The following is a 12,588-nucleotide window of genomic DNA, read 5'->3' as shown; positions in this document are numbered from 1 at the left end:
TGTCAACTGATAACAAAAAGTTAACGACAAGGTATATAAGTTTTTCCTCATTGGTGGAATTTTTGTAAAAATAAATTGAATTTTCCTACTGGGGAAAGGTCAAAGAGTCTAAACTGAAGCTTGGTTTATAAGGTAAACTTTATTTACCACAAAAGTGTACAAACCATCCATGGATGAGAAAGACAGAAAAATCATCTCCATCCTTCAGCAAAACGGAAAGGCAACGCTCTCTCAGATAGCCGAGAAAATGGGAATGTCTGCGATGGGTGTGAAAAAAAGGCTTGACAAGCTAGGGAAAGGGAAAATTAAACTCACTCCTTTAATAAATGTGGAGGAACTCGGTATTATAACTGCCATTATCGCTATGGAGGTGGAGAGTTCAGAAGCCTTGCGGAGAATCATTGAAAAATTCAGGGATTGCCCGAGAATAATCAAGTTTTTCGTAACAACAGGCAGTTACAACCTCTTTGCATTAATTTACGCTGAGGATTACCACTCTCTGGAGAGCATATCACTGGAGAAGTGCTCGCTGCGTGCCCAGCCAGGAATTCGAAGGTACGATATTTTTCCCGTTCAGGAAATGTTCTATGATGGCTATCTGGACATAAAAGTTGTGGCAGAGAAAGAGAGGGAAGAAGCTCCATGCGGTGTTCTCTGCAAGGGTTGCTACAGATATGAGGCAAAAAGGTGCCTCGGCTGTCCATCTACGAAGTTTTACCGGGGAAGGTTGTAGGGTAAAGACGTTTTGGAGCAGAGAAAGCAAGAAACTTATATCGGATGAGGTGTAATAAATGAACAAGCCCGTTAGTGAGGCCCCATTTACGGCTTTTAGCAAACCTTGTTGTTTAGGACTTATCATCTCGGTTACAATTCCTGCATCTACAGACAGTTTTGAGGTGAAAGTAAATGTCAGCTAAGTTTCTTTTTTTACACTGATTTCGCTTTGTGTAGCTGTACTGCTTATATCACCGGTGGTCAGAACAGGTCTGGAAAAGCACGCAATGTATATAATCGGATTTTTCTTCGTTTTCAGCCTCGTGGTTGCCCTGTTAGTTTCTTTGAGAATTACGCTCAGAACAACGTTGTTTCCTCTGAGAACTATCTCTCCAAGGCTTCTAACCTTCTCTTCTCCTCTGCACTCCATTGCGTTGGTTAGATACAAGTTCATGTAGTCGTCAACGCCCTCAAGTTTTCCGACTAACTGGTTCTCCTCTCCTTTCATTTCTACCCTTATAACTATATCTAACTGCTAAAAACTCTAATTTATGGTTAAGTGCATAACATCTTAAACTTATCACCCAGAAACTTCTCAATCCACCTTTTTGCAAAGGATATCGATTCTGTCAGCTTTTTGAAGGCTTTAGCAATCGCTTCCTCCAACTCTTCCGTATTGAGCGGAGATTTCTCTGAAACTGCTCTTTTAACGCTCTTCCAAACGTTTTCAATTGGATTCAGATCAGGAGAGTAAGGAGGTAAATAAACCAAAGCTATGTTCAGCTTCTCAGCCTCATTAATGGCCTTCTTAGCATGATGCGTCCTGAAATTGTCCAGAATCACCACGATCCTTTTCTCAGGATTTGCTTTCCTCACCTTTTCCAGGAAGGATATAAAGTCCTCAGCCCTATTTCTTTCAGGAAACTCTATTACGCTCTCTCCGTTCAAGCTGTAGAATCCTGAAATCTTAACTTTGACGTAGGTAGCAACTCTCTTAACAGGCTTATCGAAGCTCCATAGTCTTGCTGTATTTGCGTTAGCTTCGACAGCCATCTCATCGATAAATCCTATTACGTCCGATTGACGAATTTCAGCCTCATCTAAGTTTTTTTAAAGTCTCTTCAGCATTTTCTGGCTTCCTGTAATCCTTCTGGTAGGGTTTGGCGTATCTCATTCCAAAAGATCTGAGAATTCTCCTGACCTGCCACGAAGAATATGTTATTCCAAACTCTGCTTCAATGAGCTCCTGAACTTCCTTCGTCGTCCAGGAATCCTTTTTCTTTAGCATTTCCTTCAGTCTCTCTTTCTGCTCCTCCGTTAGCTTGGATGGTCTTCCTCCACCAAACTCCGGAATTAAGCCTTCATAACCTTTGGAATTCCATCTCTTAAGCCATGCATAGCCCGTAGCTTTGGTAACTCCTACTAGGTCGGCAGCTTCCTCAACGCTCATTCCTCTGTAAAGGTGTCTTATGAAGTACAGTCTTTTAAGAACTCTTGTATCTTTTTCGAGCTTTTTGATCCTTTTATCGAGCTCTTCTGCTGGTAAATGCTTTACAACTTCGTAGATTCGCTTTCTGCCCATGCAGCTGGTCTGTTATTTTTGGTATAAATAGTTTTGCTCAGAACCATAAATTCATGATAGAAAAATTTATATAGAAGTACCAATCCACCAATTTCTGTAACATAGGAGGTGATGTGAAATGGCAACGTTACAGGGTCAACCTGTGCTGATATTGAGAGAAGGAACTCAGAGAACTGTTGGTAGAGACGCCCAGAGAATGAACATAATGGCTGCTCGTGTTATTGCAGAGGCCGTTAGGAGCACTCTCGGTCCAAAGGGAATGGACAAGATGCTCGTCGACAGCCTTGGCGATGTGGTCATAACAAACGATGGAGTTACGATTCTCAAGGAGATAGATGTGGAGCACCCGGCGGCAAAGATGATTATTGAAGTTGCAAAGACTCAGGACAATGAGGTTGGTGATGGTACAACCACCGCAGTAGTTCTTGCCGGAGAGCTGCTGAAGAGGGCTGAGGAACTCCTTGATCAGGAAATTCATCCGGCGATAATAGCTAACGGTTACAGATATGCTGCAGATAAGGCCCTGGAAGTTCTGAATGAAATTGCGATACCTATCAGCAAGGATGATGACGTAATTCTGAAGAAGATCGCCTCAACCGCGATGACCGGTAAAGGGGCGGAGGTAGCCATCGACAAGCTTGCTGAAATTGCTGTCAACGCTGTTAAGATGATTGCAGAGGAGACAAACGGTAAGTATGAGGTCAACACAGACTACATCAAGATTGAGAAGAGGCAGGGAGGAAGCATTGAAGAGACAGAGCTGATTGACGGTATAGTGCTTGATAAAGAGGTCGTCCATCCGGGAATGCCAAAGAAGGTGGAGAACGCAAAGATTCTGCTCCTCGACTCGGCTTTGGAGGTTAAGGAGACGGAGATTGATGCAAAGATCAGAATAACTGATCCTGAGAAGCTCCAGAAGTTCATCGAGCAGGAGGAGGCAATGCTCAAGGAAATGGTTGACAAGATAGTCAACGCTGGTGCAAACGTTCTCTTCTGCCAGAAGGGCATCGATGACCTGGCCCAGTACTACCTCGCAAAGGCCGGAGTTCTTGCAGTAAGGAGAGTTAAGAAGAGCGACATGGAGAAGCTGGCTAAGGCAACGGGAGCAAAAGTGCTTACCGACCTTAGAGACATTAGCAGCGAGGACCTTGGAGAAGCTGCGCTTGTTGAAGAGAGGAAAGTCGGCGATGAGAAGATGGTCTTCGTTACTGGCTGCAAGAACCCCAAGGCGGTAACTATACTCGTGAGGGGCGGAACGGAGCATGTTGTTGAGGAGATTGCCAGAGGTATCGAGGATGCAGTGAGGGCAGTTGCATGTGCTGTTGAGGATGGAAAGGTTGTTGTTGGTGCTGGCGCACCGGAGATTGAAGTAAGTCTGAAGCTCAGGGAGTGGGCTCCCTCACTTGGCGGTAGAGAGCAGCTTGCAGTCGAAGCATTCGCTACAGCACTTGAAATCATACCGAGGACTCTTGCAGAGAATGCTGGAATCGACCCGATCGACGTGCTGGTAGAGCTAAAGGCAGCACACGAGAGGGGAGAGAAGTACGCTGGAGTAGACGTTGACAGCGGTAAGGTTGTAGACATGAAAGAGAAAGGTGTCTTTGAACCGCTTAGAGTCAAGACCCAGGCAATCGGCTCTGCAACAGAAGTTGCAGTGATGATTCTCAGAATCGACGACATCATCGCGGCCAAGGGACTTGAGAAGGAGAAGGGAGCAGGCGGAGAAGGCGGAATGCCTGAGATGCCCGAATTCTAAATTTAATTTTTTGTTCTTTTTTGGCATTACTACTGCAAGGCACACTATTTTACTAGATAGAGGAAACTATTTAATCAAAATTGTTGGCCAAACCTACATGCAAATAAACTTTGAGGAAGTTGCAGGAAAATCCCTCTCCGGAATATACATTCATGATGAGAATTTTAGGATTGTTTATGTCAATGATATGGTTGTCAGGGCGACGAAGTACTCGAAAGATGAACTAATCGGAATGAATGTTCTTGATTTGGCTCATCCTGATGACGTTCAGATTTCATTTGACGCTGCTAAAAAAGCTCTTTTGGGAGAAGAGATTTTTTATGAGGTTCGTTATTGCAGGAAGGATGGAGGAGTCAGGTGGGTATGGGGGTTTGCAAGACCCTTGCATGTGAATGGTGAAAGGTACGTACTCGGAAACTGGATTGATATTACCAGAGTGAAGGAGCTGGAGCAGAAGCTAAAGGAAAGTGAGGGATTCTACAGAAGCCTGATTGAGGACTCTCTTACACCGGTTTACATCATTCAGGACGGGAAAATGGTCTACGTCAACAGAGCTTTTGAGGAGTATACCGGCTACAGCAAGGAAGAAGTCCTGGGGGGAGATCCCTTCTTCATAATTCACTCTGAAGACCGGGAAGAGGTTTATACCAAATACATTGAGAGAGAAACTGGAAGAAGAGATGTAGATACCTATAGCTGGAGGATAACAACAAAGAACGGAGAGTTGAGGTGGCTCACTGCAAGGCCGAGCAGAATAACCTACAAGGGAAGACCGGCTGTTGCTGCGACTGTGGTTGACACGACCTCGATTCACACTCTCAATGATAAACTAAGGATACGGGAAGACTACCTCCGCCTCCTCAACAAAGTTTTGCGACACGATATTGCCAATGCTCTGGTTCTTGTAAGGGCTGTGCTTGAGGAAAGAGAGGGTGAGTTGTCAAAGAAAGCCCTCAGCAGAGTTGACCACATTACAAGACTCATCAGGGAGATCGCAAACCTTGAATCGGCTCTTGAGGAGATAAAGCCAGTAAGAATGGACAGAATTGTTGAGGAAGTCGCAGAGAGCTTAGGGACAAGCTGTGATTGCGAAGAAGTTGAAGTTATGGCCAACGAAAGCATAAGGACGATAGCCTTCAACCTCATTCATAACTCCCTTAAGCACTCAGGAGGAGACGTTTTTGTCGAAGTTAAAAAAGATAAGGGTTGGGGAGTTCTCAGAGTGGCCGACAACGGAAAAGGCATTCCAGAGCATGTTAAAGAAAGGATTTTCGACGAGGGCTTCACGACAGGTGGTTCGGGGCTGGGGCTGTTCATAGTCAGAAAGCTCACAGACATCCTTGGAGGTGTAATAAGCGTTTACGACAACAAACCCACCGGAACTGTTTTTGAGGTGAGGTTCAGGGCAGTGTGAAAGGTGAAAACGTTATTTACCCCCCGAACTTTTGTCTCCCCATGAAGCTCGTCACCTGCGGTCTTCCGTATGCGAACGGAAAAGCTCATGTGGGACATCTCAGAACATACGTTCCCGCTGACGTTTATGTCAGGTATCTCAGAATGGCTGGAGAAGAAGTCGTTTTTGTTTGCGGGAGTGACTGTCACGGAACTCCAATCGTCGTGAATGCTGAGCAGCAGGGCCTGAAACCAAAGCAGCTTGTGGATATTTATCATGAGCACTTTATCAAAATTTTTAATGCCCTGAACATAAAGTTCGACTTTTACGGCAGAACGGACAGCGATTACCACCACCACCGCACGACTGAAATCGTGAAGAGGCTTATAGAGAAGGGATACATATATCCAAAAGAAATTCAGCTCGCTTATTGTCCGAAATGCCAGCGATTTCTACCTGACAGGTATGTGGAGGGGATCTGCCCCTACTGCGGTGCTGTTGCTAGGGGTGATGAGTGCGATCAGGGTTGTGGAAGACATTTGGAGCCAGGAGAGATTAAGGAGCCGAGATGCAAGATTTGCGGCAGCAAAGCCGAGTTCAGGAGTCAAAAGCACTACTTTTTCAAGCTGACAGAGTTCAAGGATTTTCTGGAGAGGTTTCTGGAGAACCTGAAGGGGACTGAGAATGCTTTAAATTATGCCAGAAACTGGGTTAAAAACCTGAGGGACTGGTGCATAACTCGAAATCTTGAGTGGGGTGTGAAGTTTCCGGGAGAAGAAAACTTAGTCGTTTACGTCTGGGTTGATGCGCCGATAGGGTACATCAGCTTTACTGAGAAAGCTTGCGAGATGAAGGGATGCGACTGGAAGAAAATCTGGATTGACGGTGAGGCTGAGATAGTCCACTTCATCGGTCTCGACATAGTTTACCATCACTGCATTTTCTGGCCCGCAATGCTAAAGGGGGCTGATTATGCATTGCCATCTTCAGTTGTTGCGAGTGGAATGGTCAAGGTTGAGGGCAAGACTTTCTCCAAGTCGAGAGGATACGTTGTATGGGTGGAAGAGGATTACCTCAAGTCCGGTCTAAGCCCTGACTACCTGCGTTACTACATAGTCAACTACACGAGCCATCAGAAGGACCTGAACTTCTCCTGGGAGGTTTTCAAAGAGAAGGTGAACAACGAAGTTATTGCTACCCTCGGCAACTTCCTCTACAGGGTTCTGCTCTTTGCGTGGAAGAACTTCGGAGAGGTAAAGATGGACGGTGTTGACGAGGAGGTTCTGCAGAAAATAAAAGAGACAGAGCAGAAGATACTTTCAGCACTTGAAGAGTGGGAGTTCAAGATGGCCAGCGACGCTTTCATGGAGCTTGCAACATACGGAAACGTTTACTTCCAGAATGCAAAACCTTGGGGGCTCATAAAGACTGACAAAGAGGCTGCAAGGAAAGCTGTTGCATCATGCCTGCAACTCGCCAAGGCCCTGATAATCTTCACATATCCAGTAATGCCCTCAAGTATGGAGGGAATGGCGAAAGCTATTGGTCTGAATCTTGAGAAAGCCAAGCTGAGCGATGCCTACGCAGTTGATGAGGTTATGAAGCTCAGCAAGCCCGAAGTCCCGTTCACCAAGATAGAGGATGAGACAATTGAGAGGCTGCAGAAGATAATGGAGAAGAGGTTTAAGGGAGAAGGAGATGAGGAAAAGGCTGAGGAAAAGGAGGTAATAAGCATCGAGGACTTTCAAAAGCTCGACATCCGCATCGGCAAGGTTTTGAAAGCTGAGAAGATAAAGAAGAGCAAGAAGCTGATAAAGCTGATAATCGACATTGGTGGGGAGCAGAGGCAGATTGTGTCCGGGATTGCAGAGGATTATACTCCAGAGGAGCTTGAGGGCAAGCTTGTGGTCGTGCTTGCGAACCTCAAGCCTGCGAAGTTCATGGGAGTTGAAAGCAGGGGAATGATTCTTGCAGCTGAGAAAGACGGGAAAGCTGTGCTGCTGGTTCCGGAGAAGGAAGTTGAGCCGGGAACAAGAGTTTGCTGATTTTTTAAAATTTTTTATCAAAAAAGAAAAAAATTACTTGTACTCGTGAGTTCCAAGCTTCACGGGAATCTGGAAAGCATTCTCAATTATCTTCGCCCACTCCTCTGCACTTCTGTAAGGACAGCCGGGGTCTCTCAGCATGCAAGAGCTGAGATATATTTCCTCAGGCTTAACCTCAGACAGCTTCATTGCCATACCAATGTTTGGAACGAGTGTAGTTCCCGGGCACTCGCACCTCACGAAGGACATCACTCTAACAGGTTCGTCAAACTTTCCCTCACCGAGCGCAGCAGCCTTCAGACAGCGCCACTCTCCGGGGCAACCATAGGTTGTGTCCATATATCTACCACATGCAACAATAAAAACGTCCTTCATGCTACTATGTCAGCATCTGAATTAAAAAATTTGCTGTTTCCATATTTCGTGTGTCCTATCTGCTCTATATTACTCCCTTCAAATCCTACTGGTTTTCTTCAAGCACGGCCTTCAGCTTTCCACTTTTTATGAACTCGGCAGGTTCGAATATTTTCTTTCCGAACTGCTTTGCCAATTCCTCAAGTCGCTTTTCTATCTGCTCAGCCCCAATACTCTTTGCCAGCTCAAACGGGCCAAGAGGTCTGCTGTATCCGAGCTTGAGTGCTGTGTCGATATCCTCCGGGTCGGCAACACACATCTCAACCAGCTTGCATGCTTCGTTTATTTCAACGATTGAGAAGTCCATCGGATTTACCTTGTCCGTTGCTATGCTCAAATCAATCTGTGGTCTTCCAGCACTCCAGTCGTATAGACCTTTACCTGCCTTCTTTCCGAGATTTCCTTCCTTAACCATCTTTTCCAGAAATTCCGGTGGCTTATAGTCGGGGCTTACGGTTTCCTCGTAGTACTTCATGACGTGGTAATTAACGTCAAGCCCCGTATAGTCTGCAAGCTCGCACGGGCCTATTGGCAAGCCTATCTTTCTCATTGTTGCGTCTATTTCCTCCGGGGTTGCGATTCCCTTTTCGAGTATGGAGAACAACAGAACCATGCCGGGAGCCACCACTCTGTTAGCTATGAATCCCGGAACATCCTTTCTGACAACAACAGGCGTTTTCCCAATGCTCTTGACGAACTCAACACATGTTTTGACCGCTTCATCACCCGTCTTCTCTCCCCTTATCACTTCAACGAGCCTCATCAGTACTACAGGGTTGAAGAAATGCAGACCGAGGAACTTATCCTCTCTTTCGGTTGCTTTGGCGAGTTCAGTTATGCTCATCGAAGACGTGTTGCTTGCAAATATGCAATCGGGTTTGGCAATTTCGTCGCATTCCGAGAAAACCTTTTTCTTTAAGTCCATAACTTCCGGAATCGCTTCTATTATTATATCGGCATCCTTTACCGCCTCTTCCAGATCAGTTGTTGGATGAAGCCTCGATAGTACCTTCTTATCGTCCACTTTTCCCTTCCCCTCCAGCTTCTCAAGACTCTCTTTTATTCTTGCCATCCCTCTCTCGACAAATTCCTCCCTTATATCTCTCATCCAGACCTCGTATCCGGCAATTGCGCACACTTCAGCAATTCCGTGCCCCATATCGCCTGCTCCGAGGACGGCAACCTTCTTTATTTTCTCTCTTATATCCACAAAACCACCTTTTGTGCTCAGACTACTCCTTTACCCCCACCAGGTACTTTGCAATCTCCTTCTTCTCTTCAAAATCATAGCTCCTCCAGATCGCTATTTCTTCCATGACCGGCGAACCTCCCCCATGCACTCCCGCAACTGCCATTGTGCCTCCAAGCGAGGAGCAGAGTATGTTCGATATTCCGAACAGGCAGCGGTATACATGCTCAGCCGGCACATCCGCCCTTCTTTTGATGTACTTCTCAATGTACGGCCTCGTCTCAGGATTCAGATAGTCTTCGGCAAATGGCAGTGCAGCAGGCAGCCCGCCAGCTAGCTCTGCAAGAATCTCAAGCTCCTTGTAGTAGTTCAAACCAGCATGCCTCCTTCCAACATTTGCATAAACCTCGTTGGGAATGAATGTACCTGCAGGTGTTTTCTGACCGTGGACTGCAGAAGCTATTCCCGCAGAATAAACCAGCTCGGCCGTGGCAGCAAGTTCAACAAGCTTCTCCCTTATGTTGTGCCTACCATAAACTCCGTTGTAGTCTGCAATCAGAGCCCCAAAGCCCATTATTACATCCGTCGTTGCAGGCTTGCAGCCGGTGTAGCTGTGCCTGTGGAAGAGGGCGAAGAGGTGTGCTGCGAGAGTGGCGTACTTATTCTCTCCACACATGAAAACGCGATCCCAAGGCACAAAGACATCATCGAATACTATCATGTTCTCGTCATCTCCAATCTCTCCCTGAGGCATTTCCAGGCCTTCATGCGCTCTCAATCTTGAAGTCCTGGAAATTATCTTAACACCATCCGTATCAGCCGGAACGGCGAAGGCAACGCTGTAGTCCTTATCGTTTTCGGTCATTGCCCTAGTGGGCACGACTATTATTTCATCCGCAACAGCTCCCATCGTTATGCAGTTCTTTGCACCTCTCACAACTATTCCGTCACTCCTCCTCTCCACTACTCTAACATACATGTCCGGGTCATCCTGCTGGTGCGGCCTCTTGCTCCTATCTCCTTTCACATCAGTCTGGGCGCATGCAGCAACCAGATCTCTCTCCTGAAACTCCTTCACGTACTCCATGAACCGCTTGTGGTAGTCTGTGCCGTGTTCCATGTCCGCTGCGAAAGTTGCAACCGATAGCCCATTTACCGCATCACACCCCATGCAGCGCTGTATACATCCTCCAACAAGCTGACACAGCTTCCTCGTCATTTCCTGCTTCTTCATCAGATCTTCAGCAGATTGGTTTATGTGAGTAAACCGGTTGATTTTCTTGCCACTCAGATGTGATTTCGCAACCAACAAGTCTCTGAACCGCTCATCTTCCACGAGGTCAAAGGTCTTGGAAATTACGTTTATCCCCCCACTCAGATCCGGTGAATCTCTACCAACCTTCTTACCTCTAACATAGATGTTGGGCTTCATTCTATACAAATCCTGCCTGTATTCATCTGACGTTCTCATATATACCACCTCAAAATTATATTAAAATTTGAAAACACCTCACCTCTTCTTTAAGCTCTCATCCCTCAAAACTCTACGCAGATACTTTCCTGCTGCTGATTTAGGTAGTTCATCCCTGAACTCCACAATTCTCGGGTATTTGTAGGCAGCCATTCTTTCCTTGCACCACTCAATAATGTCCTCTTCTGTAATCTTGCCCTTGTACTTCTCATCGAGAACTACAAAGGCCTTGATGGTCTCTCCCGCAACCTCGTCCGGAATTCCGACAACACAGACCTCCTTGATTGCTGGATGCTCGTACATTACATCCTCAATTTCCCTTGGATAGACGCTATGTCCCTTGTACTTGATTATGTCTTTCAGCCTGTCGACGATGTAGAAGTATCCATCCTCGTCCATCTTTGCTATGTCTCCTGTTCTAAGCCATTTCATTCCACCTGCCTCGAAAAACACATCCTCGGTCTCCTTCTTGCGGTTCCAGTAGCCCTTCATTACCTGCGGGCCTGAGATGACCAGTTCTCCCTCCTCGCCAATACCGAGGAACTCCATTGTTTCCGGATCAATTACTGCAGCATAGGTGTTGGGGATTGGTGGTCCACATGACCCAACCTTCCTCTTTCTGAAAGGTGGGCCGAAGGTTGTGTGCGTCACAGGAGATGTTTCGCTCAATCCATAACCCTCTACGAGAATACCTCTACCTGCATCCTTTGTAAGTTCATCCCATTTCTCCACAACTTCTGGTGGAATGGGCCCGGCTCCGTTGTTCACGTAAAGCAGCGATGTAAGATCGTACTTCTTCATAAGTTCTGGATTGTTGACGAAGTAAACAAATATCGTTGGAGCTCCCATGAAGGTTGTTACTCTGTATCTCTCAATAGCTTCGAGGATCTTCTCTGGTTCAAACCGTGCAAAAACTACCAAAATATCTCCTGTGGCAAGGCCCGTGTTCAAATCAACTGTCTGCCCGTAAATGTGGTACCACGGCAGAATTGCGATTCTAGGGCTGTAGTCTTTCTCGTAGTAGTCCTTGAACGTTTTGTACTCTTTCCCGTCGAAATCTAGGACTATGTATTCTCCTTCCTCCCTGATTACCTTGTGCGACTTGAACCATTTCCTCAGTATCTCGGTAAACGGAATGAGCTGGTACAAGTTTGCGACCACGTTGTAGTGTGTCAACATCGCAGCTTTTGGCAATCCTGTCGTTCCGCCAGTGTACTGAAGAACTGCAACATCCTCTTTGACGTTCCACTTAACTTCAGGAGGGTTAGGTTCAGAAGCGAGCATTTCGCGAAAGTCTACAAACTTCCCCTCAACCTTCGCCTCTCCTCCTGCGATGTTTGCAACTATGACTTCTTCAACACCCGTGTTTTCACGAACTTTGGCGAAATTTGGATATAGCTGCTCTACGGTTACGAGGATCTTGCTTCCACTGTCATTAAGCTGATACTCCACCTCCCTTGGAGCGAAGAGTGGAGAAATGGCTGTAACAGTCGCACCTGCTTTCATTGCCCCGTAGTAGGCTACGACGAATTGCGGACAGTTGGGGGAATAAATGGCTACAACGTCACCTTTTTTTACACCCATTTTTGAAAGCGAGGTTGCAAACCTGTCTATGTACTCTTTAAGCTGGCCGTATTTTATCTCATATCCGTAGAAAATTATTGCCGTCCTTTCCGCGTATTTTTGACATGCCTCGTCTATAACTTCGTAAATGGGCTTTTTTGGAATTTTCACGTCTGCTGGCAACCCTTCAACCCACGACTTTTCGAGCCAGTATCTGTTTTTGATAAACTCAGGAACTTCCATATTTCCACTATTTTTTCTTTAATTTAAGCTTTTCGTTTTTTAAGATTATTTAAATTAAAATTTTTCACTGTATACGAACAAATTTCGCACCAAAAACGTAAAACCTAAATAAGGATTATGATAAAGATAGAAAATTAAGAAAAGCAAATTTCGTGAATTTGGACAGGTGATTAATATGGATGTAAAGGAGAGGATAAAAACCGTAGCAGTTCTCGGCG

The 12,588-nt window shown here is 45.9% G+C and carries 9 protein-coding genes and 1 pseudogene; 4 read left to right on the top strand and 6 right to left on the bottom strand.

Annotated elements, in window-relative coordinates; translation table 11 throughout:
* The first annotated feature begins 169 nt into the window (after positions 1-169).
* Positions 170-733: an Lrp/AsnC family transcriptional regulator gene (locus H0Z19_RS06485; RefSeq protein ID WP_290724995.1), complete on the top strand. Its 564-nt coding sequence runs from the start codon at positions 170-172 to the stop codon at positions 731-733.
* Positions 734-1,072: 339 nt separating this feature from the next.
* Here H0Z19_RS06485 and H0Z19_RS12030 read toward each other — a convergent pair.
* Positions 1,073-1,240 (bottom strand): annotated as a pseudogene (locus tag H0Z19_RS12030) (LSM domain-containing protein); the annotation flags it as partial.
* Positions 1,241-1,269: 29 nt separating this feature from the next.
* A protein-coding gene (locus H0Z19_RS06475) for an IS630 family transposase (RefSeq protein WP_290724991.1) occupies positions 1,270-2,296 on the bottom strand; the annotation gives its coding sequence in 2 pieces (ribosomal slippage) (positions 1,270-1,824 and positions 1,826-2,296; 1,026 coding nt in all).
* Positions 2,297-2,414: 118 nt separating this feature from the next.
* Between H0Z19_RS06475 and thsB the strand changes: the two genes are divergently transcribed.
* The 3 genes from thsB to metG all read left to right on the top strand — a co-directional run bounded on the left by thsB (position 2,415) and on the right by metG (position 7,490).
* Positions 2,415-4,052, top strand: a complete 1,638-nt coding sequence (gene thsB, locus H0Z19_RS06470; protein ID WP_290724989.1) for a thermosome subunit beta — start codon at positions 2,415-2,417, stop codon at positions 4,050-4,052.
* 97 nt (positions 4,053-4,149) lie between these two features.
* Positions 4,150-5,466, top strand: a complete 1,317-nt coding sequence (locus tag H0Z19_RS06465; protein ID WP_290724987.1) for a PAS domain S-box protein — start codon at positions 4,150-4,152, stop codon at positions 5,464-5,466.
* 41 nt (positions 5,467-5,507) lie between these two features.
* Positions 5,508-7,490 carry a methionine--tRNA ligase gene (metG, locus tag H0Z19_RS06460; RefSeq protein ID WP_290724985.1) on the top strand — a complete coding sequence of 661 codons (1,983 nt, stop codon included), beginning with the start codon at positions 5,508-5,510 and terminating at the stop codon, positions 7,488-7,490.
* Between the two features lie 33 nt (positions 7,491-7,523).
* Here the strand turns inward: metG and H0Z19_RS06455 are convergent, their stop codons facing one another.
* From H0Z19_RS06455 to H0Z19_RS06440, 4 genes are all read right to left on the bottom strand, one after another.
* The gene (locus tag H0Z19_RS06455; protein ID WP_290724983.1) at positions 7,524-7,865 is read right to left on the bottom strand and encodes a CGGC domain-containing protein; all 342 of its coding nucleotides are present in this window, start codon (positions 7,863-7,865) and stop codon (positions 7,524-7,526) included.
* A gap of 85 nt (positions 7,866-7,950) precedes the next feature.
* The gene (locus H0Z19_RS06450; protein WP_290724981.1) at positions 7,951-9,114 is read right to left on the bottom strand and encodes a 3-hydroxyacyl-CoA dehydrogenase; all 1,164 of its coding nucleotides are present in this window, start codon (positions 9,112-9,114) and stop codon (positions 7,951-7,953) included.
* Between the two features lie 22 nt (positions 9,115-9,136).
* Positions 9,137-10,564 (bottom strand): 4-hydroxyphenylacetate 3-hydroxylase family protein, encoded by a 1,428-nt coding sequence (locus tag H0Z19_RS06445; RefSeq protein ID WP_290724979.1) that lies wholly within the window; start codon positions 10,562-10,564, stop codon positions 9,137-9,139.
* A gap of 39 nt (positions 10,565-10,603) precedes the next feature.
* Positions 10,604-12,370 carry a long-chain fatty acid--CoA ligase gene (locus H0Z19_RS06440; RefSeq protein ID WP_290724977.1) on the bottom strand — a complete coding sequence of 589 codons (1,767 nt, stop codon included), beginning with the start codon at positions 12,368-12,370 and terminating at the stop codon, positions 10,604-10,606.
* Between the last annotated feature and the right edge of the window lie 218 nt (positions 12,371-12,588).

Source organism: Archaeoglobus sp., assembly GCF_017656475.1.
Taxonomy (GTDB): Archaea; Halobacteriota; Archaeoglobi; order Archaeoglobales; family Archaeoglobaceae; genus Archaeoglobus.
The sequence above is the reverse complement of the archived record's forward strand: the minus strand, read 5'-3'. Positions and strand labels throughout refer to the sequence as shown.